At 61.5% G+C, this 24,026-nt stretch carries 20 protein-coding genes; 13 read left to right on the forward strand and 7 right to left on the reverse strand.

Annotated features, from left to right (window positions below):
- Positions 1-115: 115 nt before the first annotated feature.
- Positions 116-676 carry a pseudouridine synthase gene (locus ACL9RI_RS23425; RefSeq protein ID WP_422728886.1) on the reverse strand — a complete coding sequence of 187 codons (561 nt, stop codon included), beginning with the start codon at positions 674-676 and terminating at the stop codon, positions 116-118.
- A gap of 169 nt (positions 677-845) precedes the next feature.
- Between ACL9RI_RS23425 and icd the strand changes: the two genes are divergently transcribed.
- Positions 846-2,099 (forward strand): NADP-dependent isocitrate dehydrogenase, encoded by a 1,254-nt coding sequence (gene icd / locus ACL9RI_RS23430; RefSeq protein ID WP_422728887.1) that lies wholly within the window; start codon positions 846-848, stop codon positions 2,097-2,099.
- Positions 2,100-2,190: 91 nt separating this feature from the next.
- Here the strand turns inward: icd and cspE are convergent, their stop codons facing one another.
- The gene (gene cspE / locus ACL9RI_RS23435; RefSeq protein WP_038495037.1) at positions 2,191-2,394 is read right to left on the reverse strand and encodes a transcription antiterminator/RNA stability regulator CspE; all 204 of its coding nucleotides are present in this window, start codon (positions 2,392-2,394) and stop codon (positions 2,191-2,193) included.
- Between the two features lie 321 nt (positions 2,395-2,715).
- Between cspE and clpS the strand changes: the two genes are divergently transcribed.
- The 3 genes from clpS (at position 2,716) to ACL9RI_RS23450 (ending at position 8,952) form a co-directional block, all read left to right on the forward strand.
- Positions 2,716-3,018, forward strand: coding sequence for an ATP-dependent Clp protease adapter ClpS (gene clpS, locus ACL9RI_RS23440; RefSeq protein WP_034751577.1), 303 nt, complete (start codon positions 2,716-2,718; stop codon positions 3,016-3,018).
- Positions 3,015-5,315: an ATP-dependent Clp protease ATP-binding subunit ClpA gene (clpA, locus tag ACL9RI_RS23445; protein WP_183678230.1), complete on the forward strand. Its 2,301-nt coding sequence runs from the start codon at positions 3,015-3,017 to the stop codon at positions 5,313-5,315. Before clpS ends, clpA begins: the two co-directional genes overlap by 4 nt.
- Before the next feature lie 223 nt (positions 5,316-5,538).
- On the forward strand, positions 5,539-8,952 hold the full coding sequence (locus tag ACL9RI_RS23450; protein ID WP_422728888.1) for a S41 family peptidase: 3,414 nt from the start codon (positions 5,539-5,541) through the stop codon (positions 8,950-8,952).
- 89 nt (positions 8,953-9,041) lie between these two features.
- Here the strand turns inward: ACL9RI_RS23450 and ACL9RI_RS23455 are convergent, their stop codons facing one another.
- Entirely contained in the window at positions 9,042-9,947 is a 906-nt protein-coding gene (locus tag ACL9RI_RS23455; protein ID WP_422728889.1) for a phytanoyl-CoA dioxygenase family protein, read from the reverse strand.
- A gap of 5 nt (positions 9,948-9,952) precedes the next feature.
- Positions 9,953-11,560: a propionate catabolism operon regulatory protein PrpR gene (gene prpR, locus ACL9RI_RS23460; RefSeq protein ID WP_422728890.1), complete on the reverse strand. Its 1,608-nt coding sequence runs from the start codon at positions 11,558-11,560 to the stop codon at positions 9,953-9,955.
- 133 nt (positions 11,561-11,693) lie between these two features.
- Between prpR and ACL9RI_RS23465 the strand changes: the two genes are divergently transcribed.
- Positions 11,694-14,957, forward strand: coding sequence for an EAL domain-containing protein (locus tag ACL9RI_RS23465; protein WP_422728891.1), 3,264 nt, complete (start codon positions 11,694-11,696; stop codon positions 14,955-14,957).
- Here ACL9RI_RS23465 and xth read toward each other — a convergent pair.
- Positions 14,954-15,718 carry an exodeoxyribonuclease III gene (xth, locus tag ACL9RI_RS23470; RefSeq protein ID WP_422728892.1) on the reverse strand — a complete coding sequence of 255 codons (765 nt, stop codon included), beginning with the start codon at positions 15,716-15,718 and terminating at the stop codon, positions 14,954-14,956. The genes ACL9RI_RS23465 and xth overlap by 4 nt on opposite strands.
- Positions 15,719-16,312: 594 nt before the next feature.
- Between xth and ACL9RI_RS23475 the strand changes: the two genes are divergently transcribed.
- The 4 genes from ACL9RI_RS23475 to ACL9RI_RS23490 are packed head-to-tail and all read left to right on the forward strand — an operon-like array spanning position 16,313 to position 17,938.
- A complete protein-coding gene (locus ACL9RI_RS23475) occupies positions 16,313-16,690 on the forward strand; it encodes a hypothetical protein (RefSeq protein ID WP_422728893.1) in 378 nt (125 codons plus the stop codon).
- A 10-nt stretch (positions 16,691-16,700) separates the two neighbouring features.
- The gene (locus ACL9RI_RS23480) at positions 16,701-16,889 is read left to right on the forward strand and encodes a DUF1653 domain-containing protein (RefSeq protein ID WP_065306721.1); all 189 of its coding nucleotides are present in this window, start codon (positions 16,701-16,703) and stop codon (positions 16,887-16,889) included.
- Positions 16,890-16,921: 32 nt separating this feature from the next.
- A complete protein-coding gene (locus ACL9RI_RS23485) occupies positions 16,922-17,395 on the forward strand; it encodes a CreA family protein (protein WP_422728894.1) in 474 nt (157 codons plus the stop codon).
- A gap of 6 nt (positions 17,396-17,401) precedes the next feature.
- Positions 17,402-17,938 (forward strand): hypothetical protein, encoded by a 537-nt coding sequence (locus ACL9RI_RS23490; protein ID WP_422728895.1) that lies wholly within the window; start codon positions 17,402-17,404, stop codon positions 17,936-17,938.
- 70 nt (positions 17,939-18,008) lie between these two features.
- Here the strand turns inward: ACL9RI_RS23490 and ACL9RI_RS23495 are convergent, their stop codons facing one another.
- The gene (locus ACL9RI_RS23495) at positions 18,009-19,502 is read right to left on the reverse strand and encodes a leucyl aminopeptidase (protein WP_422728896.1); all 1,494 of its coding nucleotides are present in this window, start codon (positions 19,500-19,502) and stop codon (positions 18,009-18,011) included.
- Between the two features lie 67 nt (positions 19,503-19,569).
- Here ACL9RI_RS23495 and lptF point away from each other — a divergent pair, with 67 nt between their 5' ends.
- Genes lptF through ACL9RI_RS23515 form a run of 4 tightly spaced genes read left to right on the forward strand, consistent with a single transcriptional unit; the run spans position 19,570 to position 23,265 of the window.
- Complete coding sequence (gene lptF / locus ACL9RI_RS23500) at positions 19,570-20,718, forward strand: LPS export ABC transporter permease LptF (RefSeq protein WP_422728897.1); 1,149 nt, start codon at positions 19,570-19,572, stop codon at positions 20,716-20,718.
- Positions 20,715-21,884 carry an LPS export ABC transporter permease LptG gene (gene lptG / locus ACL9RI_RS23505; protein ID WP_422728898.1) on the forward strand — a complete coding sequence of 390 codons (1,170 nt, stop codon included), beginning with the start codon at positions 20,715-20,717 and terminating at the stop codon, positions 21,882-21,884. The genes lptF and lptG overlap by 4 nt, the downstream gene beginning before the upstream one ends.
- Positions 21,884-22,297, forward strand: a complete 414-nt coding sequence (locus ACL9RI_RS23510; protein ID WP_422728899.1) for a sirohydrochlorin chelatase — start codon at positions 21,884-21,886, stop codon at positions 22,295-22,297. Before lptG ends, ACL9RI_RS23510 begins: the two co-directional genes overlap by 1 nt.
- On the forward strand, positions 22,294-23,265 hold the full coding sequence (locus ACL9RI_RS23515; RefSeq protein WP_422728900.1) for a Stealth CR1 domain-containing protein: 972 nt from the start codon (positions 22,294-22,296) through the stop codon (positions 23,263-23,265). The genes ACL9RI_RS23510 and ACL9RI_RS23515 overlap by 4 nt, the downstream gene beginning before the upstream one ends.
- Here ACL9RI_RS23515 and cobA read toward each other — a convergent pair.
- Positions 23,262-24,023 carry a uroporphyrinogen-III C-methyltransferase gene (cobA, locus tag ACL9RI_RS23520; protein ID WP_422728901.1) on the reverse strand — a complete coding sequence of 254 codons (762 nt, stop codon included), beginning with the start codon at positions 24,021-24,023 and terminating at the stop codon, positions 23,262-23,264. The genes ACL9RI_RS23515 and cobA overlap by 4 nt on opposite strands.
- Between the last annotated feature and the right edge of the window lie 3 nt (positions 24,024-24,026).

The raw sequence follows: 24,026 nt of genomic DNA on the forward strand, positions 1-24,026 counted from the left end.
TATTATCTAGAAATAAATAGTGCTTGTTGGTAAATAATTTTTTACTAAGCAGATGCCTGCCATGCCGCCTGCCATCCTGACCGGCATGGGCCGCTTTCCCTTGCGCTGGCGGTGCTTATTTGCCGATGGCCTGGGCCGGTACTTCACACCATTCGCCCGGCATCAGCGGGTGGCTGGCCAGGGAAAACGGGCCGATCGCGCTGCGCACCAGGCGCAGGGTGGGCAGGCCGACGGCGGCCGTCATGCGCCGCACCTGGCGGTTCTTGCCTTCCTTGAGCGTGATCGCCAGCCAGGACGTAGGCTGTTCGGCGCGTGTGCGGATAGGAGGATGGCGCGGCCACAGCCATTCCGGTTCGGCGATGCGCACGGCATGGCAAGGCTTGGTGATGAAATCGCCCAGGTCCAGCGGCGCCTGCAGGCGCGCCAGGCTGGCCGCATCGGGTACGCCATCGACTTGCACCAGATAGGTTTTTGCCTCCTTGCGGTCGGGGTGGCTGATGTCGTGCTGCAGGCGGCCGTCGTCGGTCAGCAGCAGCAAGCCTTCGCTGTCGGCATCGAGCCGGCCGGCCGGATAAATGCCGGGTATCGACAGGTGGTCGGCCAGGGTCGCCTTGCCTTCTTGCGGGGAAAACTGGCACAGGACCTGGAACGGTTTGTTAAATAAAATGAGTGGCATGGTGAAAGTAGGTGGTTCGGTGCTGATGAAATTCTATGCTGAGTGGGTCGGAATTGCGCTGCGCATGACCTGGGTGTGCTATCCCTGCTAAAGTGCGTTATTGCTGTCATGTACGCTAATGGTTTTACAACTCTGCCATTGCAGAGTGCTTCCCACTTCGGAGATTACGATGTATCAACATATCACTGTACCTGCTGACGGCCAAAAAATCACCGTCAACGCCGATTTTTCGCTCAATGTTCCCGATAATCCCATTATTCCTTATATCCAGGGCGATGGCACGGGCATCGATGTCACCCCCGTGATGATCAAGGTGATCGATGCGGCCGTCGCCAAGGCCTATGAGGGCCAGCGCAAGATCCACTGGATGGAAATTTTTGCAGGTGAAAAATCGACCCAGGTATACGGCTCCGATGTGTGGCTGCCGGAAGAAACCCTGGCTGCGCTGAAAGAATATGTCGTGTCGATCAAGGGGCCATTGACGACGCCGGTCGGTGGCGGCATCCGTTCGCTGAACGTGTCGCTGCGCCAGAAGCTGGACCTGTATGTGTGCCTGCGCCCGGTGCGTTATTTCAAGGGCGTGCCTTCGCCGTTGAAAGAGCCGGAAAAGACGGACATGGTCATCTTCCGTGAAAATTCGGAAGACATCTATGCCGGCATCGAATACCAGCAAGGGTCCGAAGGCGCCAAGAAGCTGATCGACTTCCTGGTCAGGGAAATGGGCGTTACCAGCATCCGCTTCCCGGAAACCTCGGGCATCGGCATCAAGCCGGTGTCGATCGAAGGCACCGAACGCCTGGTGCGCAAGGCGATCCAGTACGCGATCGATCATGACAAGCCATCCGTGACGATCGTCCACAAGGGCAACATCATGAAGTACACGGAAGGCGGCTTCCGCGATTGGGCGTATGCGCTGGCGCAAAAGGAATTCGGCGCGCAATTGATCGACGGCGGTCCATGGTGCAAGTTCAGGAATCCGAAGACGGGCCGCGATATTGTGATCAAGGATTCGATTGCCGATGCTTTCCTGCAGCAGATCCTGTTGCGCCCGGCTGAATACAGCGTGATCGCCACCCTGAACCTGAATGGCGACTACATGTCGGACGCGCTGGCCGCGCAAGTGGGCGGCATCGGTATCGCGCCGGGCGCCAATCTGTCCGATTCGGTGGCCATGTTCGAAGCGACCCACGGTACTTCGCCCAAGTATGCGGGCAAGGATTATGTGAATCCCGGCTCGCTGATCCTGTCGGCGGAAATGATGCTGCGCCACCTGGGCTGGGTGGAGGCGGCCGGACTGGTGATTGCGGCGATGCAGAAATCGATCGCCATCAAGCGCGTCACCTACGATTTTGCGCGCCAGATGGAAGGCGCGACGCAAGTGTCGTGCTCGGGCTTTGGCGAGACCATGATCGCGCAGATGTGACGGCGAGGGCAGGGCGCACGCGCCCTGCAGGCGAAAAAAAACCCCGATTCGCAGAAACGGGGTTTTTTACACATCTGAGGGCTGGACTTGCTTAACCTGCCTGGATGTTGGAAGCTTGCTTGCCTTTAGGGCCTTGCGTGACTTCGAATTGAACTTTTTGACCTTCTTTGAGGGTCTTGAAACCGTTCATGTTGATTGCGGAGAAGTGAGCAAACAAATCTTCGCCGCCGTCATCTGGGGTGATGAAGCCAAAACCTTTGGAATCATTGAACCACTTAACTGTACCTGTTGCCATAAAAAGAACTTTCAAAATTAAAACAAATCACACGAGCCATAAAAGCAAGAAGCTTCTTGCCCCCTCCTCGACGTCTCACTTCTTATCAAGCTGTACATTACTGCAACAGTCGATACAGCATTGTTGGCGGAATAAATAATGAAGTCAAGCGCTTTTCCATTGATATTGCCAAAATCTCCACATGCGATAAAAAAGCAACTCTTGATTTTGGCAGCAGTATCGCCATCTGCGCAGTATTGAGAAAACGCGTAAGATTGAAAACAATTGGAAACGCGCAGATATTGCGCATGACAACCACTGTGAAAGCATTAGAATAAGCGTATGGCAACCAAGCACGACACAGAAACCCTGCTGGAGCGGCAAGTCCTCAAGCCGCCGCCGCTCTACCAGGTGGCCTTGCTCAATGACGATTACACCCCGATGGAATTCGTGGTGGCCATCATTCAGGAGTATTTCAACAAGGACCGTGAAACGGCGACGCAAATCATGCTCAGTGTTCATCGCTACGGCAAAGGAGTGTGCGGCGTGTTCTCTAAAGATATAGCGTGTACCAAAGTGGAGTTCGTTTTAACGCATGCGCGCAAGGCGGGGCATCCCCTGCAGTGCGTGATGGAGGAAGTATGATTGCGCAGGAATTAGAAGTAAGTTTGCACATGGCGTTTGTCGAAGCTCGGCAGGCACGGCACGAATTCATTACGGTTGAGCATCTACTGCTGGCACTGCTGGATAATCCCTCCGCTGCTGAGGTATTGCGTGCCTGCGCGGTCAATATTGATGACCTGCGCAAGACCCTCACCAATTTCATCGGCGATAACACGCCGACCGTGCCTGGCACGGGCGAAGTCGACACCCAGCCGACGCTTGGTTTCCAGCGCGTGATCCAGCGCGCCATCATGCATGTCCAGTCCGCTTCGAACGGCAAGAAGGAAGTCACCGGCGCCAATGTGCTGGTGGCCATCTTCGGCGAAAAAGATTCGCACGCTGTTTACTACCTGCACCAGCAGGGCGTGACGCGCCTGGACGTGGTCAATTTCATTTCGCACGGCGTGCGCAAGGACCAGTCGACCGAAAGCGCGAAAGCCTCGGACGGCGTGGAAGAAGCGCCTGTCGATGGCCAGCCGAAAGAAAGCCCGCTCGACCAGTTCACGCAAAACCTGAACAAGGCCGCCGCCGAAGGCAAGATCGATCCGCTGATCGGCCGTGAAGACGAAGTCGACCGCGTGATCCAGATCCTGTGCCGCCGCCGCAAGAACAATCCGCTGCTGGTCGGCGAGGCCGGCGTGGGCAAGACGGCCATCGCCGAAGGCCTGGCCTACCGTATCACGCAAAGCGACGTGCCGGAAATCCTGCAGAATGCCGTCGTGTATTCGCTGGACATGGGCGCCTTGCTGGCCGGTACCAAATACCGCGGCGATTTCGAACAGCGCCTGAAGGCCGTGCTGAAGCAGCTGAAAGACAATCCGAACGGCATCCTGTTCATCGACGAAATCCACACCATCATCGGCGCCGGTTCGGCCTCGGGCGGTACCCTGGATGCATCGAACCTGCTGAAACCGGCTCTGGCGAATGGCCAGCTGAAATGCATCGGTGCGACCACCTACACGGAATTCCGTGGCGTGTTCGAAAAAGACCATGCCTTGTCGCGCCGCTTCCAGAAGGTCGACGTCAACGAACCGACCGTCGAGCAGACCGTGCAGATCCTGCGCGGCCTGAAATCGCGCTTCGAAGAACACCATGGCGTGAAATACTCGGCCTCGGCCCTGTCGACGGCAGCCGAACTGGCGGCGCGCTTCATCAACGACCGCCATTTGCCCGACAAGGCGATCGACGTGATCGATGAAGCGGGTGCGGCACAGCGCATCTTGCCGAAGTCGAAGCAAAAGAAAACCATCGGCAAGACGGAGATCGAGGACATCATCGCCAAGATCGCCCGTATTCCGCCGCAAACCGTCAACCAGGACGACCGCAGCAAGCTGCAAACCATCGACCGCGATTTGCGCAACGTGGTGTTCGGCCAGGACCCGGCCATCGAAGCGCTGGCCTCGGCCATCAAGATGGCGCGCGCCGGCCTGGGCAAGACGGACAAGCCGATCGGCTCCTTCCTGTTCTCCGGTCCGACCGGCGTCGGCAAGACCGAAGTGGCGAAACAGCTGGCCTTCATCCTCGGTATCGAGCTGATCCGTTTCGACATGTCGGAATACATGGAACGCCATGCCGTCAGCCGCCTGATCGGCGCGCCGCCGGGCTACGTCGGTTTCGACCAGGGCGGCCTGCTGACCGAAGCGATCACCAAGAAACCGCATGCGGTGCTGCTGCTCGATGAAATTGAAAAAGCCCATCCGGACATTTTCAATATCCTGCTGCAAGTGATGGACCATGGCACCTTGACGGACAACAATGGCCGCAAAGCCGATTTCCGCAACGTGATCATCATCATGACCACCAATGCGGGTGCGGAAAGCCTGCAAAAGGCCTCCATCGGTTTCACCACCTCGAAACAGGCGGGCGACGAGATGGCCGACATCAAGCGCATGTTTACGCCGGAGTTCCGCAACCGTATCGATGCGACCATCAGCTTCCGCGCGCTGGACCAGGAAATCATCCTGCGCGTGGTCGACAAGTTCCTGATGCAGCTGGAAGAGCAGTTGCACGAGAAAAAGGTCGAAGCCATCTTCACGGAAAAGCTGCGTGCCTTCCTCGGCAAGAAAGGTTTCGATCCGCTCATGGGGGCGCGTCCGATGGCACGTTTGATCCAGGACATGATCCGCAAGGCGCTGGCCGACGAACTGCTGTTCGGCCGCCTGGTGTCCGGTGGCAAGGTCACGGTCGACCTGAACGACAAGGACCAGGTCTTGCTGGAGTTCCCGGAACCGCCTGATGCGGCGCCGACGGCTGCCCCGGAAACGGTGGAAGTAGAATAAGCGCAAGATAGAAATCGTTGTCATAAAAACCCGCCCACGCAAGTGGCGCGGGTTTTTTTGCGTGTTTCGCTAATTTCGCAACTGTGTTGCATTTATGCACCTCGCCGAAAATTAGTATTGCAATTGCGCAAGCTATGCAAGAATCATGCTCCGATGTCGGCCCTGTCCCACGTCGTTTTGTTTCCATGACCGCTATTTCATAAAAAGATTGACGATCGCTCCCATGAAAATTTCCCGTACGCTTGCCTTACTGTTATTGTCCGCCGGCTTGCTGGGCACGGCCGCCACGCAAGCCCTGGCCGCTGCTGCTGCCACGGCTCCTGCCACGGCTGCTGCCACCAATATTGCTGCTGCTGCTACCGCCTCCAACGCCTATTTCCGCTTTCCCGCCATCCGTGGCGACACCGTGGTCTTCACGGCCGAGGGCGACCTGTGGAAAACCAGCGTGCGCGGCGGCCAGGCCGAGCGCCTGACCACGCATCCCGGCTATGAAACCAACGCGGCCATTTCGCGCGACGGCCTGTGGGTGGCGTTTTCCGCGTCGTATGAAGGCGCGCAGGAAGCGTACGTGATGCCGCTGGCCGGCGGTTTGCCGCGCCGTATTTCCTTTGATAATGGCGGCGTGGTGGTACTGGGCTGGACGGCGCAGGGCGAAGTGCTGGTCAGTACGCAAAACACGGACGGTCCCGCCTCGCGGCGCGTGGTGGCCGCCATCGATCCCGTAAAACAGACGCGGCGCGTGTTCCCCGTGGCCGACGCCAATGACGCTGTGCTCGATGATGCCGGCAAGACCTTGTATTTCACGCGTTTTGGCCTGGCGGCAACCAATGACAATGTGCGCAACTACCGTGGCGGCGCCCACGCCCAGCTGTGGCGCTATGACCTCGACGGCAAGACGGAAGCCGTACCCATGATCACCGATGCGGCTGTGCGAGCAGGCAATAACAAACGCCCCATGTGGTGGCAGGGCCGCGTGTACTACATCAGCGATGCGGGCGGCGGCGACAATCTGTGGAGCATGCTGCCCGACGGTTCCGACCGCCGCGCGCTGACCAGCTACAAGGACTGGGACGTGCGCAATGCGTCGCTGGGCGATGGCAAGATCGTCTACCAGCTGGGCGCCGACCTGCATGTAGTGGATTTGGCAGCGCCTGCCGCCACGTCATCGCCGCTGGCCATCAGCCTGGTGTCGGACTTCGACCAGCAGCGCGCGCGCCAGATCCGCTCGCCGCTCGATACCCTGAGCAGCGTGCAGCTGTCTGGCAAGGATGAGCGCATCATCGTCACGGCGCGCGGCCGTGTCAGCATCGCCGGCACGGGCAGCCAGCGCAGGGTCGATATCGCCATTCCGGAAGGCGCGCGGGCGCGTGACGCGGTGTTTTCCAGCGATGACAAATCCGTGTTCGCGATCGTCGATACGACCGGCGAAAACGAAATCTGGAAGTATGCAGCCGATGGCTCCGGGCCGGGCGAGCGCCTGACCACGCAGGGCGACAACCACCGCTGGAAACTGTATCCATCGCCGGACGGCCGCTGGCTGGCGCACACGGACAAAAAGGGCCGCTTCTGGCTGCTGGACCTGGCCAGCAAGGCCAATCTGCTGATCGATGACGCGGGCAAGGCCGGCGTGGACAAGCACGATGAAGTGTTATGGTCGCCCGACAGCCGCAACCTGGCCCTGGTGCGCCCGGCCAGCGATCAGCAGCGCGAGCAGATCGGCCTGTACAACCTGGCCTCCAAACAATTGCATTTCGTCACCAGCGATCGTTATATGTCGGGTTCGCCCGTGTTCTCGCCTGACGGCCGCTGGCTGTATTTCCTGTCTGACCGCAATTTCAAGTTGTCCAATGGCTCGCCATGGGGCGACCGCAATATGGGTCCCGTATTTGACAAGCGCACGGGCCTGTATGCGCTGGCGCTGCAGCCGGGTAACCGTTTCCCGTTCCAGCCTGACGATGAGCTGAGCCGCCCTGGCGTGAAACCGGCCGAGACGGACGATGAAAAGGCCGCCGAGCAGGCTGCCGAAAAGGCGCTGGAAAAAGCCGGCGGCAAGACGGCTGCGAAGAAGGATCCCAAGGCCTTGCCCGACATCGTGTATGCGGGCCTGGCCGACCGCCTGTACGAAGTGCCGCTGCCGGCCGGTAATTACAATGGCCTGGACGTCGATGACAAGCGGCTGTATTTCCTCGACCGCGAGATGGGCGAAAACAAGTCCAGCCTGAAGACCCTGGCAATCGGCAATGCCGGTTCCAAGCCGGAACTGCTGGTGGCCGGAGTGCGCGATTTCGACCTGGCGCGCGACAAGAAGCATTTGTACTATCGCACGGCGGCGCCGAATGGCCCAGGCGACATGCTGGTGATCGACGCGGGCGCCAAGCTGCCGGGCGACCTGTCGAAAGCCAAGGTCAAGATCGACGACTGGACCTTCATTTCCAATCCGCGCCTGGAATGGAAGCAGATGTTCAACGACGCCTGGCGCTTGCACCGTGACTTCCTGTTCGACGCCAAGATGCGCGGCGTGGACTGGAACGCTGCGCGCCTCAAGTATGCGCCGCTGGTGGACCGCGTGACGGACCGTGCCGAACTCAATGACGTGCTGGGCATGATGGTGGCCGAAGTGGGGGCCCTGCATTCGCAGATCCGCCCTGGCGAATTGCGCCGCACGGAACAGGAAGGTTCACCGGCGGGCCTGGGGGCGGTACTGGTAAAAACGGCGGCCGGCTACAAGGTCGAGCATATCTACCGCAGCGAGCCGGAACTGCCATCCGAACGCGCGCCGCTGGCCCGTCCCGAAGTGGACGTCAAGGAAGGCGACGTGATCACGGCCGTCAATGGCAAGGACGTGCTGGCCGCGCGCGACATCAGCGATTTGCTGCTGAACCAGGCCGACAAGCAGGTGCTGCTGCAGGTGAAGCGGGGCAATGCCGCGCCACGCGCCGTGATCGTCACGCCGGTGAACATGGGAAAACAGACGGCGCTGCGTTATGGCGACTGGGAACTGAGCCGCGCCGAACAGGTGGCCAAGGTCTCGCAAGGGCGCATCGGCTACCTGCATCTGCGCGCCATGGGGGCCGGCGACATCGCTTCGTTTGCGCGCGACTTTTACGCCAATATCAACCGCGATGGCCTGATCATCGATGTGCGCCGCAATAACGGCGGCAATATCGATAGCTGGGTCATCGAAAAACTGCTGCGCAAGGCATGGGCATACTGGGCGCCGCCTGGCGTGCAGCCATCGCCGAACATGCAGAACAGCTTCCGCGGCCATCTGGTGGTGCTGGTCGATGAGCTGACCTATTCCGATGGCGAGACTTTCGCTGCCGGCATCAAGGCCCTGGGCCTGGCGCCGCTGGTGGGCCAGCGCACGGCAGGCGCGGGCGTGTGGCTCAGCGACAATACGCGTTTGAGCGACAACGGCATGGCGCGCGTGGCCGAAAATGGCCAGTTCGGCGTCGATGGACAATGGCTGATCGAAGGCGTGGGCGTGGTGCCTGACGTGGTGGTGGAAAATCCGCCGCACGACACCTTCAATGGCGGCGACCGCCAGCTGGACGTGGCGCTGGACCTGCTGGCGAAAAAACTCAAGGACCAGCCACTGCCGCGCTTCCAGCCGCAAGTGATCCCGGCCTTGAAGTAAAACAGGTGCATCTTTGATCCAGACGCCCGGGATATTTTCCGGGCGTTTTTTTTTGGTGCTACAGGCTGGTGATAGCCTTGAATTGCCGATCAGATCCAGAAGGCCTGGTCTTCGCCATCTTCCGGCAGATAAGTCAGGTATTGCACCATGCGGGGAAAGGCGCCGCGGTTGGCGCTGGCGCAATGGGGCAGCGCCTGGTGCCAGATGATGAAGTCGCCGGCCTGGCCTTCGACAGGCACGGGATGCAGATGGTCGATGGCCCATTCGCGCGGCGCCTGGCCGGGCGGCACGCTGGCCAGCCAGCCGCCGATGCGGCGATGGAAGCCGGGCACGCAGTGGAAGGCGCCATGCCCGGCCGGGCAGTCGGACAGGTACAGCATGCCTTGCAGCTTGAACGGGATCGGCTGCTGCAGGCTGGTGTCCCAGTGCAGCGGGCTGCCCATGAAGCGGTAGCCGTCGTTTTCCGGTGGATTGAAGCTGGTCTTGTCGACCGAGGCGTAGATGGCTTGCTTGCCATACAGCTGCTGGTACGCGCGGCGGATGCGGACACTGTGCCGGTTCGCTGCCAGTGCCGGGTGATCGGAAAACTGCAGCATCAGTCCCCGCTTGCCAGGGTGCGCCTTGTACCACGATGCCGGATCGTCCGGGCGGGCGTCCAGAAAGTCCCAGATAGCCGCCTGGGCGGCCAGGCACTGCGCCTGCGGCACGGCATGGCGCAGCACCAGGTAGCCATTTTCTTCCCAGAAGCGCAGCTCGGCGCCGGTCAGCACGTCTGCATGCGGCAGCAGCGCTTCGGCCGGCATAGGGCGGGTACGCGCCGCTATCCAGCTGAGAAAATCGTCTTCGGCCGGCTGCGCGTGAAACAGCAATTGCAGGGTATCTTCCAGTGTAATGCCACGCGCATACAGCGCCCGGGCTGCCTGCCGGCTGTTGGCCGCTGGGCCGCCCTGGGTGCAGTGTTGCCACAAGCCGTGCAGGATCTCCCTGTCGTCCATGGATTTCAGCCGGCGCGCAGCCGGCGCCAGAAGGTGGTGCGGCTCACGCCCATATATTGCGCGGCAGCGTCGTGGCGTCCGCCGAAGCGGGCCAGTACCTCTGCTGCGCTTTCCTGCGGCGGCGGTGCCGGAGCGGCAGCGGGAATCTGCGGCGCCGCGCTGGCCAGCTCAGGCGCTACCGCCAGCATGAAGCCTGGTGTCAGCGCCTGCAGCGGTTCGGCCGCCAGGAATAGCGCCAGGCGTTCGGCCAGGTTGCGCAGTTCGCGCACATTGCCAGGCCAGCCGTAGCGGCGCAGCAGCGGCGCGCAGGCGGTAATTTCCGCGTGCAGGTTGGGATGCGGGCGGGCGCCCAGCGCGGCCAGTGCGTTTTTCAGCGACCACTCGAGCAGGCCGACGATGTCGCTGGCCCGTTCGCGCAGGGCGGGCAAGTGCAAACGCAGCACGGCCAGGCGGTAGAACAGGTCGGCGCGGAAGCGGCCTTCGCGGATGCGCTGCTCCAGGTCGCAATGGGTGGCGCTGATGATGCGCACATTGATGGCGATCGGTCGCGTGCCGCCCACGCGCACCACTTCGCGCTCTTCGAGCACGCGCAGCAAGCGCGTTTGCAGGGCCAGCGGCATTTCGCCGATTTCATCGAGGAACAGGCTGCCGTGGTTGGCCGCTTCGAACAGGCCGGCATGGCCGCCGCGCCGCGCGCCCGTAAACGCCCCGTCTTCGTGGCCGAACAGTTCCGATTCCAGCAAGGACTCGGCGATGGCGCCGCAGTTGATCGCCAGGAAAGGCCGGTTGGCGCCCAGGCTGCGCGGGCTTTCGCGGTGGATCGCCTGCGCCACCAGTTCCTTGCCGGTGCCCGTTTCGCCCTGGATCAGCACTGTCGCCGGCGAGCGGCCGAACAGCACCACCGATTGGCGCAGCGCTTCCATGACTTCCGATTCGCCGCGCAGGTCGTGCAGGCCATGCTTGGCGCGCAGGGTGTCGGCCACGCTAGTGCGGCGCCCGCGGTTCGATTCGAGCTGGGTCAGGCGCGCCATTTCCAGCGCATCATCGAAAGCGCGCCGTATCGAGGCGGCCGAATACACGAAGACGGCGCCCAGGCCTGCCTCTTCGGCCAGGTCCGTCACCAGGCCTGCACCGACGATGGCTTTCACGCCGGCCGCCTTCAGTTCATTGATCTGGGCGCGCGCATCTTCTTCGGTGGCGTAGGTGCGCTGGGCCAGCTCAAAACCGAAGGTGGCGGCAAATTCGCCCAGTTCCGGCATGGTGTCCTGGTAGGTGACGACGCCGATGTGCGGCGTGATGCGGCGCGCCCGCGCCAGCGCCTGCATCACGTCGTAGCCGCTGGCCTTGGCGATGATGACAGGCACCGACAGCCGGCCTTTCAGGTAGGCGCCATTCGAGCCGGCGGCAATCACGGCGTCGCAGCGCTCGGTGGCCATGCGCTCGCGGATGTGGCGCACTGCATCGTCGAAGCCCAGGTTGATCGGTTCGATCTCGGCCAGCTCGTCGTATTCCAAGGTGATGTCGCGGAACAGGTCGAACAGGCGCGACACGGACACGGTCCAGATGACGGGCTTGTCGCGGTGGTCGAGCGGTGGAAGAGGGGAGCGGCGCATGGCTTTATTCTAAACGATTTGCTTCCGGGCATAGAGCATCTCCTCTAGCGATGGAAGTTGGAGAAATGCACAGAAACTGGGCTATGATCTGTCAGCACCGTGTTGCCCAGGTGTATAAACTGTATGGCTGACCATGAACCGCGTGCCGACTTCCTTCAATACCCTAGACGATGCCTTGCAGCTAATTGCCTTGCCCGCCTGTGCTTGCGATGCGGGTGGCCTGGTGCTGGCGGCCAATAGCGCATTGCACGCGCTGTTGGGCATGGAGGTGGTTGGGCGCCAGCTGGCCGACTGTTTCAGCGATACTTACCGGACGTCGAGCAGCAGCATGCTGCGTGGCGCACTGGGCCCGGCAGGGCGTGAGCGCCACTGGGAAAGCAATCTGCAAGGTGGCGTCGCGGTGCAAATCTGGAGCAAGCCTTTGCTGCTCCCTGACGGCAGCAGGGGCGCGACCCTGGTGTTTGCCGATATCAGCGTGCGCCAGCTGGACCAGCAGGCGCTGCGCAAGACTTTGCTGGAGCAGCAGGCCATTCTGGAAAGCGCGGCCGTCGGTATCCTGTTTACCCGTGCCGGCGTCATCGAGGAGTGCAATATCCGCGCGGCCGACATGCTCGGTTATGCGCGCCACCAGCTGACGCGGCTACCGAGCGTGGCGCTGTACCGCTCGGCGCAGCACTACCAGGAACTGGGCAGGGCGGCCACGCCGCTGCTATCGAAAGGCAAATCCTTCCGCACCGAACTGGAGTTGCAGCGCCAGGATGGCAGCTTGTTCTGGAGCCGCCTGCATGGCCGCGCCGTCGATCCCCTGCATCCTGACGATGGCACGGTGTGGATACTCGAAGATATCAGCGAACACCGCCGCGACGAGGACCAGCTGCGCCACGCCATGCTGGAGCAGCAGGCGATCCTGGACAATGCCTCGGTCGGCATCCTGTTTTCGCGCTCGCGCCTGATCCTGCGCTGCAATCCCCGCTTTGCCGAGATGTTCGGCTACACGCAGCAGGAACTGACGGGCCGCGCGGCGGCCGAGCTGTTTCCCTCGCCGGAGGCCTATGCCCAGTTTGGCCTGCAGGCGGCGCCGCGGCTGGGCCAGGGATTGCCATATGAGCAGGAAGAGGCGCAGTTCCGCCGCCGCGACGGCAGCCTGTTCTGGTGCCGCATCCGCGCCAATGCCGTCGACCAGGAACAAAGCGAAGAGGGCGCCATCTGGATACTCGAGGATGTCAGCGTCAGCCGCCAGACGCAGATGGAAGTGGCGGCCATCATGACCAATGCCTCGGTCAGCATCCTGTTTACCAAGCAGCGCCTGATCACGCGCTACAACACGGGTTTTGCCGAGATGTTCCGCTACCGTGGCGACGAGGCGCTGGGCATGCCCGGCCGCGCCCTGTATGTATCGCAGAATTCCTACGACATGCTGGGGGCGGCCGCGTTTCCCTTCCTGTCGGTGGGCAAGCCGTTCCAGACCGAAGTGGAGATGCAGCGCAGCGACGGCACCACCCTGTGGGCGCAACTGATCGCCTACGTGGTCAATCCGGACGATCCTGGCGCCGGCACCATCTGGATCATCGAGGACCGCACGGAAGCCAAGCGCGCCGAAGAGTCCTTGCGCAATGCGCTGCTGGAAAACCAGGCCATCCTCGACAGCGCCGTGCTGGGCATCGCGGTGGTGGAGGGCGGCTACAACCTGCGCTGCAACAGCAAGATGGAAGAGCTGTTCGGCTATGCGCCGGGCGAAGTCAACCGCCTCTCCGTGCAGGCGCTGTATCCGGACCTGGCTTCGTGGAAGGCGGCGCGCGGCGAGACGGCGCGCGATTTCGAGGCGGGCCGCGTGCACATGGCCGAATACCAGCTGGTGCGCAAGGATGGCAGCCGCTTCTGGGCGCGGCTATCGGGCCGGCCGTTTGACCTGGCGCAGGTGCATGGCCGGTCGGTATGGATGGTCGACGACGTGACGGCGCGCCGCGAGGCGGCCGATGCCGTGCGCCGCGCGCGCGATGAACTGGAGTTGCGCGTGTTCGAACGCACGGCCGAACTGGCCGGCGCCAACACCCAGCTGCAGGATGAAATCATCGAGCGGCGCCAGGCCGAGGCGCGCGTGCACCACATGGCGTATCACGACAGCCTGACGGGCTTGCCGAACCGGGCCCTGCTGACGGACCGGCTGGAACGCGCCATCCTGGCGTCGCAGCGCTCGGCGCGCAAGCTGGCCGTGATGTTCATCGACCTGGATCGCTTCAAGACCATCAACGATTCGCTGGGCCACATGACGGGCGACAGCCTGCTCAAGGAAGTGGCCAGCCGGCTGTGCCGCGCGGTGCGCGCCAGCGATACGGTGGCGCGCCTGGGCGGCGATGAATTCGTGGTGCTGGTGCCCGGCATCCGTGGCGCGGATGAAGCGGCGCGCGTGGCCGAGAAAATCATCGAATCGCTGATGCCCGCGTTTCCGCTCGACGGCCATGTGCTGCATATCACGCCATCGATCGGCATCTGCCTGTATCCGGACGATGGCGGCGATGTCGATGCACTGATGCGCCATGCCGACGCGGCCATGTATCACGCCAAGGGCAATGGCCGCAATAACTACCAGTTTTTCACGCATGCGATGAACCAGGCGGCGGCCCTGCATTTTGACCTGGAAAGCAGCTTGCGCACGGCGCTGGCGCAAGACCAGTTCGAGCTGGTGTACCAGCCCGTGATCGATATCGCCACGCGCAGCCTGCATGGCATGGAAGTGCTGCTGCGCTGGCGCCGCCCGGGCCACGGCCTGGTGCTGCCGGACCGCTTTATTCCCATCATGGAGGAAAACGGCCTGATCGTGCCGGTTGGCGAATGGGTGATGCGGCGCGCCTGCGAACAAAGCATGGCCTGGCAGGCGCAGGGCTTGCTGCCGGTGCCGCTGGCGGTCAATCTGTCGCCGCGCCAGTTCATGCACAAGGGGCTGGTGGCGTCGATTGCCACCATCCTGCGCGAGAGCGGCATCGATCCGGCTTTGCTGGAGTTTGAAATCACGGAAACGGCGCTGATGCAGCATGGCGAACATACGCTCGACATCCTGCGGCAGATCAATGCGATGGGCTTGCGCCTGTCGATCGACGACTTTGGAACCGGCTATTCCAGCCTGGCGTATCTGAAGCGCTTCCCCGTCAAGAAGGTCAAGATCGACCGCGCTTTCATCAAGGACCTGGGACAGAGCGCGGAAGACCGCGCCATCGTCTCGGCCATCATCGCGCTGGCCGACAGCCTGCAATTGTCGGCCGTGGCCGAAGGCGTGGAAACGGAAGAGCAGTTCGCCTTGCTGCAGGCCAGCGGTTGCCGTTATGCGCAGGGCTATTTATTTTCCGCGCCAGTGCCTGCAGCGAATGTGCAGGCGCTACTGGAGCGGCGATTAACTTAATCGATGGTGGCTACCACGGGAGCATGATCCGAAGGCTGCTCCCACTTGCGCGGCACCCTGTCGATGATGCAGGCGCTGCAGCGCGATACCAGGGCGGGCGACAGCAAAATATGGTCGATGCGCAGGCCCTTGTTCAGGCGGAAGCCCAGTTGGCGGTAATCCCACCAGCTGAACGATTTGTCGGCTTGCTCGAACAGGCGGAAGGCGTCGGCCAGGCCGATGTCGAGCAGGCGCTGCAGGGCGGCGCGTTCCTTGCCTGATACCAGGACCTGGCCGGCCCAGGCGACCGGATCGTGCACGTCGCGGTCTTCGGGCGCGATATTGTAGTCGCCCACCACGGCCAGCTGCGGATGCTGGCGCGCTTCTTCGGCCAGCCAGTCGTGCAGGGACGCCAGCCAGCCCAGCTTGTATTCATACTTGTCGGAGTCCACGCTCTGGCCATTCGGTACATACGCGCACACCACGCGCACGCCATCGATGGTGGCCGCCAGGATGCGCTGCTGCGCATCTTCATACAGCGGATTGTTTTTCACCACGTCGGTGATCGGCAGTTTCGACAGGATCGCCACGCCGTTATAGGTTTTCTGGCCGCTGAAGACGACCTGGTAGCCAGCCGCTTCGATCTCGGCGACGGGAAATTTGTCATCCGTCAGTTTGGTCTCTTGCAGGCACAGTATGTCGACCGGGTTGTCGGCCAGCCACTGCAGCACTTGTGGCAGGCGTACTTTCAGCGAGTTGACGTTCCAGGTGGCGAGTTTCATGGGGTAAATCCTTGTTTGATGGGCTGACGATAGGCGCGAATCTTACCGCATGCGTGTCACTAGCGTCCTGCCAGCCTGGCGCTTGTTTTATCCTGGCCACTGTTTCGTACTGAAAATATGTGCAAGTTTATTTGCCCTAGGGTAAAATTAATATAGAAAAAGTATTTATTTTTAGCCAATCGTAGCGCATAAATATTATGTTTTTGTGTATGATTGATCAAGCCCTATGTTTGATTTGGCATAAGTACTTCGATTGGTGCGCCGCCTGTCGCTTTTTCATGCGATAAAGCTTAAAGTTTCTCGCTAAATCGCGATAAAAACTACTAAAATGGCGCAATGTAACAACTGTGTCACACAGATTTGTTGCAGCTTATAACTAAACAAGTAGGAATCAGTTGTAATTGCTATTCCGAATTACATGACCACTGCGCCGCGGGCGAATCGCAGAATCCGCCCGTAGGCGCCGCCAGACTTGTTATGCAAATTGCAGTACTACATCTCGGATACTATTTTGCAGCATCAATAAATGGTACTATTTGGAAATATTGCAGTTTTAATAGTGAGACTTGCGCGTAGCATTTGCAAAGGAAGAAAATGCGAACTGCATTTGAAGCGTGGGCGCAGCGTGACGGCCACATTGTGCGGCGAAGAGAAGACAAGCCGGAAGAGTACCTGATTTTTGAAACCCAGCGCCGCTGGGTGATCTGGCAGGCTGCTTTGACGCATGGCAAGACGGCTAGCAAGCCGCGTGTCAGTGCGGCTGAAAAAGCGGCCAAAGCCCAGGCGCAGCGTGCACTGGAAATTTCGTCCGATGAGGCGGCCGTGCGCAACAAGGTGCTCAATGAAGTACTTGAGGCTTTCAGCGGCGCCGATGGCGCTGCCGGCATGGAAAGCATTTTGAAAGTGATCCAGGGCCTGAAAATGAAGCAAAAGGCGCTGACCGACGACAAGAGCGAAGATTCCACAGCTTGAGGGGACGGCCATGCGTTATCGGCATTACAAGGGCGGCATTTACGAACTGGTGTGCGAAGCCACGCTGGAATCGGACTTGACGCCCATGATCGTCTACCGCGCCGCTGACGGCTCGATCTGGACCCGGCCGAAAGACGTGTTCTTTCAGCTGATCGAGGTCGAGGGCGTCATGGTACAGCGTTTTGCTCCCATCAACTGAACTGTCAACGGATGCCTGACTCGGCGGACTTCATGAAAACACCTTTGCTGGCCAGTGCCTTGCTGCTCGGTTTGGCCTGCGCCACGGTGCAGGCTGAAACGATCGGTTCCGTCGATACGGTATTCAAGCTGATCGGCCCTGACCACAAGATCGTGGTGGAAGCGTACGACGACCCCCGGGTGGGCGGCGTCAGCTGCTATCTGTCGCGCGCCAAGACGGGCGGCATCAAGGGCGCCGTCGGCCTGGCTGAAGACAAGGCCGATGCGGCCGTCGCCTGCCGCCAGGTGGGGCCGCTGCAATTCAAGGGCAAGCTGCCGCAGCAGGAAGAAGTCTTCAGCGAACGCGCCTCGCTCTTTTTCAAGCACGTGCGCGTGGTGCGCATGGTGGACGCCAGGCGCAATGCGCTGGTCTACCTCGTGTATTCAGACCGCCTGGTCGATGGCAGCCCGAAAAACAGTGTCACCGCCGTCGCCGTGCCGGCTGACCAGCCTATCCCCGTACGCTGATCCTCCATGCGCCATCGAACCGCTATTGCCACTGTTGGATTGCTGTCGGTGCTGGGCGGCTGCGCCACCCTGACCGGCAACACGGACCAGATGGTGCTGGTGCAAACCATCCAGGATAACCGCGAACTGGTTGGCGCCGGTTGCATCATCAGTAATGACGTGGGCAAGTGGTTTGTTACCACGCCCGGCCGCATCACCATCCGCAAGAGCCAGGCTCCGCTCAAGGTCGATTGCCGGAAAACCGGCTCGCCGGCCATCGCCACCGATAACACCATCGACCCCAAGCTCAATGGCAGCGTATGGGGCAATGTGATCCTGACCCTGGGCGTCGGCTATTTTGTCGACCGCAATACGGGCGCCGGCTTCGATTACCCGTCCGTGCTGACCATCGTCATGCAGGACCCCGCGCGCCTGGCGCCACCACCGGCCCCCGTCGCTCCTGTCGCCGCCAGGCCAGTCGCCGCGCCGCTGGAAGCAACGCCGCAACCGGTGGTCCAGCCCAGGGTGACGCCGTCACCGGTGCCCGATCCGGTGGTCTACTAAATACATCCCGCACACGTAAAAAAGCCGCCATGATTATTTGTCATGGCGGCTTTTTTTCTGAATCAACAGTTTATACGCGGTTGATCAGGAAGGTGGTGAGCAATGGTACTGGACGGCCCGTTGCGCCTTTGGCTGCGCCCGATTTCCAGGCCGTGCCGGCGATATCCAGATGCGCCCAGGTGTACTTCCTGGTGAAGTTTTCCAGGAAGGCCGCTGCCGTCACCGAACCGCCGCCTGGCGTGCCGATATTGGCCAGGTCGGCGAAGTTCGATTTCAGCTGCTCGTTGTAAGCCTCTTCGATCGGCATGCGCCATGCGGTGTCGCTCGCTTGTTTGCCGGCTGCCAGCAGTTCGTTGGCCAGTGCGTCATGCGCGGCATCGCTGCGTGTAAACAGGCCGCTGTTGTGGTGGCCCAGCGCGATCACGCAGGCGCCCGTCAGGGTGGCGATATCGACCACGGCTGCCGGCTTGAAACGTTCGGCGTAGGTCAGTGCATCGCACAGCACCAGGCGGCCTTCGGCATCCGTGTTCAGGATTTCGATGGTCAGGCCATTCATCGAGGTGACGATGTCGCCCGGTTTGGTGGCGCGGCCCGATGGCATGTTTTCGCAGGCGGCGATCACGCCGATCACGTTCAGTTTCAGGTTCATTTCGCCGATGGCGCGGAAGGTGCCCAGTACCGACGCGGCGCCGCACATATCGTATTTCATCTCATCCATGCCAGGACCGGCCTTGAGCGAGATGCCGCCCGTGTCGAACGTGATGCCTTTGCCAACCAGTACTACTGGTGCATCCTTGGCCTTGCCGCCCATGTGTTTCAGGACGATGAACTTCGGCGGCTGTTCGCTGCCGTTGGTAACCGACAGGAAGCTGCCCATTTTCAGCGCTTCCAGCTGTTTGCGGTCCAGTACTTCGACTTCGAACTTGTAATCCTTGGCCAACTGCTTGGCCGTGTTGGCCAGGTAGGTCGGGTTGGCGATGTTGGCCGGCAGGTCGCCCAGGGAGCGGGTCAGGTCCGAACCGTTGGAAATGGCAATCGCTTGCGCCAGGGCGCCGCGCGTGGCAGCGGTGGCTGGGGCCGACAGGACGATCTTGCGCACGCCTGCTGGCGCCGGGTCTTTCTTGCTCTTTTGCGTATCGTTGCGATATTCGCTATCGTGTGCGGCTTGCACTACGCAACGGATCGCCCAATTCACGTCGCGCTCTTTCACTTCCTGCAGCGGTAATGCGATAATGGCGTCCGCAGCGCCCAGCGAGCCGAATGCCTTCAAGGTGGCCTGCACGCCGGTGGCGAAGCTTTTCTCGCTGACGGATTCATCGCTGCCCATGCCGACCAGCAGGACGCGGTCGGCGGTGACACCTTCCACGCCGCGCAGCAGCAACGTGCTGCCAGGCTTGCCGCTAATGTCGCCGGACTTCAGCGCAGCCGTAATGGCACCCTTGCTGTCCAGCGATTTTGCCGCTGGCGACAGTTTTTTGTTTTCGAATACCGCAACCGCGATGCATCCGCTTTTGGCAGCGCCCAGGGTGCTCTTGGTATCGAATGCTTTTATGCTAAAGTCCATTTTGTTCTCCGTTTTCATTTACTAGTAACGTGTTACTCAACTAACTGACCCGAATTATAAACTCCGAATGATCTTTCAACGCGCCCTTCGACGTGAATTGGCTAGTGCCGCCGGGGCCACCTTCACTGTTTTATTCAGCATCCTGCTCACCTGGATGCTGATCGGCATACTCGGCAAGGCCGCCGGCGGCAAGATCGCCTCCTCCGACGTGCTGTCCCTGATCGTCTTTTCCGCGCTGATGCAGCTGCCCACGATCCTCATCCTCACCGGTTTCATCGCGGTGCTGATGGTCGTCACGCGCAGCTACCGCGAATCGGAAATGGTGGTGTGGTTTGCCTCGGGCCTGAGCCTGCGGCGCTGGATACGGCCCGTGCTCAGCTTCGGCCTGCCGCTGGTGCTGCTGACCGCCGTCCTGAGCCTGTACGCCACGCCATGGGCGCAGAAAAAAAGCGATGAATACGTCACGCGCTTTGAAAAACGCGAAGATTTGCAAAAAGTCACGCCGGGCCAGTTCCGCGAATCGGCCGGCAGCAACCGTATCTTTTTCGTTGAAGGCGCCAGCGGCGAGAAAAACCTGGTGCACAATGTTTTCGTCAATACCGTCGATGACAAGGGCAGCGCCGTGGTGGTGGTCGCCAGGGAAGGCGTGATCAATACCGATGCCAAGGGCGAGCGCTTCCTGGTGCTCAAGAATGGCCGCCGCTACCAGGGCACGCCGACCCAGCCCGATTTCCAGACCATGGAATTCGAGCAGTACATCATGCGCATCGAAAGCAAGCAGCAGGACCTGGGCGCCGACCTGGGCGTGCGCGCCATGAGCACCATGGCGCTGGTGCGCGATCCGAACCCCTTCACCATGGCCGAATTGCTATGGCGGGTCAGCGCGCCGCTGATTGCCCTGATGCTGATCCTGCTGGCCATCCCGCTGGGCTTCGTCAATCCGCGCGCCGGCAGCTCGGCCAACCTGATCGTGGCGCTGCTGATCTTTTTCACCTACAGTAACCTGATCAAGGTGGCCGAGGCCAGCGTGAAACAGGGGCGCGTGGGCTTTGGCGTGGCATGGTGGCCCTTGCACCTGCTGGCGGCACTGGCCGTGGTGGCCCTGTTCGCCTGGCGCCTGAATGTGAATCACCGCTACCATCCGCTGGTGCTGCTGGCGTCCTTCAAGCGTGCTCGCCGCAGTGGCAACCCATGTAAAAAAGCGGATCCGAAATGAAGATTTTACAGCGCTATTTCGCCGTCTCGATATTTCAGGCGGTGTTCTTCGTCCTGCTGGCCTTTCTGGCGCTGCAGGCCTTTATTGACCTGACGGGCGAGCTGCCCAAGGTGGGCAAGAACGGTTATAGCATCCAGTACGCGTTTCTGTATGTGCTGGTGCTGGTGCCGGGCCACGTGTACGAGGTGATGCCGATTGCGGCGCTGATCGGCACCATCTATACGATGGCGCAGTTTGCCGCCAGTTCCGAATTCACCATCATGCGCGCGTCGAGCATGTCGACCGCCATGGCGGCCGGTTTCCTGTTCCGCATCGGCGTCGTCTTCGTCGTCGTGACCTTCATCTTTGGCGAGTTGATCACGCCGCGCACGGAGCCGCTGGCCGAACGGCTCAAGCTCGCGTCCAGCGGGGCGGCTGTATCGAGCGAGTTCCGTTCCGGCCTGTGGACCAAGGACATGGTCAAGAGCGACGGCCTGACGGGCACCGTCACCGGCTCGCGCTTCTTCAACGTGGGCGAGGCGCGCCCGGATGGCCAGCTGAAAAACGTCAAGCTGTACGAGTTCGATGCCAGCATGCGCTTGCGCAGCCTGATCATCGCCGCCAGCGCCACTTACCAGGGACAGAATGTCTGGCGGCTGCTGGATGTGACGGAAACATCGTTCTCGAATAGCGCCACCGTCAAGCCTGGCTATGAGCCCCGGCTGGAAAATTACTATGGCCAGGAAACCAGCCTGGTGAAAACCGTGAAAAGCGCCAGCAAGGACATGGTGTCGGAAGTGACGCCGAAGATCCTGACCGTGTCGTCCTCCGATCCCGACCGCATGTCGGCCAGCGAACTGGCCGTGTACACGCGCCACCTGGCCGAGAACAAGCAGGAAACGGAGCGTTTCCGCATCGCCTTCTGGAAAAAACTGATCGATCCGCTGGCCATTTTCGTGCTGATGGCGCTGGCGCTGCCGTTCGCCTACATGCATACGCGCAGCGGCGGCATCAGCCTGAAGATCTTCATCGGCATCATGATCGGCGTGAGCTTCATGCTGGTCAACACCCTGTTCTCGCATCTGGGCTTGCTCAGTACCTGGCCGGCCTTTTTGACGGCCGTGGCGCCGAGCGCCCTGTATCTGCTGCTGGCGCTGGGGGCACTATGGTGGGTGGAGCGGCATTGATGGGTACTCAGCCTAACGAACAGCAGGCGCTGGTCCTGTTCGCGCATGGCGCGCGCGCCGCTTCCTGGGCCGCGCCCTTCGAGCGCCTGCGCGACTTGACGCAAGCGCGTTTGCCCGACACAAACGTGCACCTGGCCTTCCTTGAACTGATGACGCCGCGCCTGCCCGAACTGGTGCAGTCGCTGCTGGCGGACTTGCCCGGCGAGGGCACGCTGGACGTCACCGTGGTGCCCGTCTTCCTGGGGCAGGGCGGCCATGTGCTGCGCGATCTGCCGCTGCTGGCCGAACAATTGCGCCACGCTCATCCACGCCTGCGCCTGAAGGTGGTCGAGGCCGTGGGCGAGAATGCCCAGGTGCTGGCCGCCATCGCCGACTACTGCGTGGCCGCTCCCGGTTCACCCAGCGACGCTTGAGCGCGATCGATATCGTGTATCTGTGGGTCGATGGCGCCGACCCGGCCTGGCAGACGCGCCGGCAGCAGGCGTATGCGGCGTGGAGCGAAGCACATGCGGGCACGCTGGCCCTGCATGGCAATGTGGCGGGCCGCTACCGCGACAATGGCGAGCTGCGCTACAACCTGCGGGCGCTGGAGCAATTCTTCCCCGGCCACGGCCATATCTATCTGGTGACGGACCGCCAGGTGCCGGCCTGGTTGCGTGCCTCGACGCGCTTGAGCGTGATTGATCACGCCAGCCTGATGCCGGCCGCCGCGCTGCCTGTATTCGATTCCGGCCATATCGAATCGTACCTGCACCATATCCCCGGCCTGTCCGAGCAGTTCCTGTATTTCAATGACGATGTGTTCCTGGGGGCGCCGTTCGAGCCCGCGCTGTGGTTTGGCGGGGAAGCGGCAGGCGTGAATGTGTTTGTCGAAGGCGAAACTGCACCATCGTTTGATGATTTGCGCCCCGATGTGGCGGCGCCCGTCAATTGCGCCACCTTGTCGCGGCACTGGCTGTCGGCAAAGTATGCCGGTTATGTGCACGCGCCTTGCCTGTATGCGCATGCGCCGCGGCCCATGCTGAAAAGCGTCCTGCACGAGCTGGAAGCGCTGGCGCCGGAACTGTTCATCAATGTGCGCCAGAGTACGTTCCGCTCCTGGCAAAATCCGGCCTTGCTGCCGGACCTGGTGCCGCGCTGGATGGTGTATATGGGCCATGCGCGCCAGCAGGTGCTCGACCCGCTGCATGTCGCCAGCGGCGCCGACGATGCCCCTGAGGCGTTGGGTCAATTGTTGCGGCGCTTCGGTCAACTGCCTTTTTTCTGCATCAACGATACCTGCGACGAGGCGGAAGACGATGATCCGAGATTGTTACGCGTGGCAGCTACCTTGCAGCAGCTGCTGCCGCAGCCTTCCTCGTTCGAACTGGAATCAGCCTAGGCGCGCAAGGCCAGCTTGGGCAGGTCCACGCTTTGCGTGGCCCGCGTGGCCATCGCTTGACCCAGCATCACCAGCACCGGACCTTGCGTGGCGCCCAGGCCTTGCGCCAGCCCGCCCAGCGCCATGCGGGTAATGCGCTGTTCGGGGCGGCTGCAGTTTTCGATGACGACCACCGGCGTATCGGCAGGCCGGCCCTGGGCCAGCAGGCGCTGCGCCGTGGCGATCGCTTCGCGCCCGCCCATGTATTGCACCAGGGTGTCGCAGTCGGGGATCGCCGCTTGCTCCGGCTGGTCCGGCGCCGTGCTGGACGTAAAAAAGGCCACGCTGCGCGAAACGCCACGCTTGGTCAGCGGCTGCAAGGTGGCGGCGGCGGCGGCCAGCGCGGTGGTAATGCCGGGTACCACTTCCACTTCAATGCCGGCTTCTTCGAGTGCGCGCAATTCTTCATCGGCGCGGCCGAACAGCATCGGGTCGCCGCCTTTCAGGCGCACCACGATGGCGTGCTTGCGGGCGTTGTCGACCAGCTGCTTGTTGATGAACGCCTGCGCCGTCGACAACTGGCCGCAGCGCTTGCCGACCAGGATTTTCTGCGCCTGCGGGCACAGCTCCAGCATCTCTTCGGTGACCAGTGCATCGTGCAGCACCACGTCGGCCTGCGCCAGCAGGCGCGCGCCGCGCAGTGTCATCAGGTCTTGCGCGCCGGGGCCGGCACCGATCAGATAGACTTTGCCAGGGAGTGAAGATGGGGAGCTGTTCATGGT

This window comes from Janthinobacterium sp. Mn2066 (assembly GCF_049319705.1).
Taxonomy (GTDB): domain Bacteria; phylum Pseudomonadota; class Gammaproteobacteria; order Burkholderiales; family Burkholderiaceae_D; genus Janthinobacterium.

Excerpts from the sequence above, each read along its gene's own strand:
- ACL9RI_RS23425 (WP_422728886.1), bottom strand. The coding sequence starts at position 676 with ATGCCACTCATTTTATTTAACAAACCGTTCCAGGTCCTGTGCCAGTTT.
- icd (WP_422728887.1), top strand. The coding sequence starts at position 846 with ATGTATCAACATATCACTGTACCTGCTGACGGCCAAAAAATCACCGTC.
- cspE (WP_038495037.1), bottom strand. The coding sequence starts at position 2,394 with ATGGCAACAGGTACAGTTAAGTGGTTCAATGATTCCAAAGGTTTTGGC.
- clpS (WP_034751577.1), top strand. The coding sequence starts at position 2,716 with ATGGCAACCAAGCACGACACAGAAACCCTGCTGGAGCGGCAAGTCCTC.
- clpA (WP_183678230.1), top strand. The coding sequence starts at position 3,015 with ATGATTGCGCAGGAATTAGAAGTAAGTTTGCACATGGCGTTTGTCGAA.
- ACL9RI_RS23450 (WP_422728888.1), top strand. The coding sequence starts at position 5,539 with ATGAAAATTTCCCGTACGCTTGCCTTACTGTTATTGTCCGCCGGCTTG.
- ACL9RI_RS23455 (WP_422728889.1), bottom strand. The coding sequence starts at position 9,947 with ATGGACGACAGGGAGATCCTGCACGGCTTGTGGCAACACTGCACCCAG.
- prpR (WP_422728890.1), bottom strand. The coding sequence starts at position 11,560 with ATGCGCCGCTCCCCTCTTCCACCGCTCGACCACCGCGACAAGCCCGTC.
- ACL9RI_RS23465 (WP_422728891.1), top strand. The coding sequence starts at position 11,694 with ATGAACCGCGTGCCGACTTCCTTCAATACCCTAGACGATGCCTTGCAG.
- xth (WP_422728892.1), bottom strand. The coding sequence starts at position 15,718 with ATGAAACTCGCCACCTGGAACGTCAACTCGCTGAAAGTACGCCTGCCA.
- ACL9RI_RS23475 (WP_422728893.1), top strand. The coding sequence starts at position 16,313 with ATGCGAACTGCATTTGAAGCGTGGGCGCAGCGTGACGGCCACATTGTG.
- ACL9RI_RS23480 (WP_065306721.1), top strand. The coding sequence starts at position 16,701 with ATGCGTTATCGGCATTACAAGGGCGGCATTTACGAACTGGTGTGCGAA.
- ACL9RI_RS23485 (WP_422728894.1), top strand. The coding sequence starts at position 16,922 with ATGAAAACACCTTTGCTGGCCAGTGCCTTGCTGCTCGGTTTGGCCTGC.
- ACL9RI_RS23490 (WP_422728895.1), top strand. The coding sequence starts at position 17,402 with ATGCGCCATCGAACCGCTATTGCCACTGTTGGATTGCTGTCGGTGCTG.
- ACL9RI_RS23495 (WP_422728896.1), bottom strand. The coding sequence starts at position 19,502 with ATGGACTTTAGCATAAAAGCATTCGATACCAAGAGCACCCTGGGCGCT.
- lptF (WP_422728897.1), top strand. The coding sequence starts at position 19,570 with ATGATCTTTCAACGCGCCCTTCGACGTGAATTGGCTAGTGCCGCCGGG.
- lptG (WP_422728898.1), top strand. The coding sequence starts at position 20,715 with ATGAAGATTTTACAGCGCTATTTCGCCGTCTCGATATTTCAGGCGGTG.
- ACL9RI_RS23510 (WP_422728899.1), top strand. The coding sequence starts at position 21,884 with ATGGGTACTCAGCCTAACGAACAGCAGGCGCTGGTCCTGTTCGCGCAT.
- cobA (WP_422728901.1), bottom strand. The coding sequence starts at position 24,023 with ATGAACAGCTCCCCATCTTCACTCCCTGGCAAAGTCTATCTGATCGGT.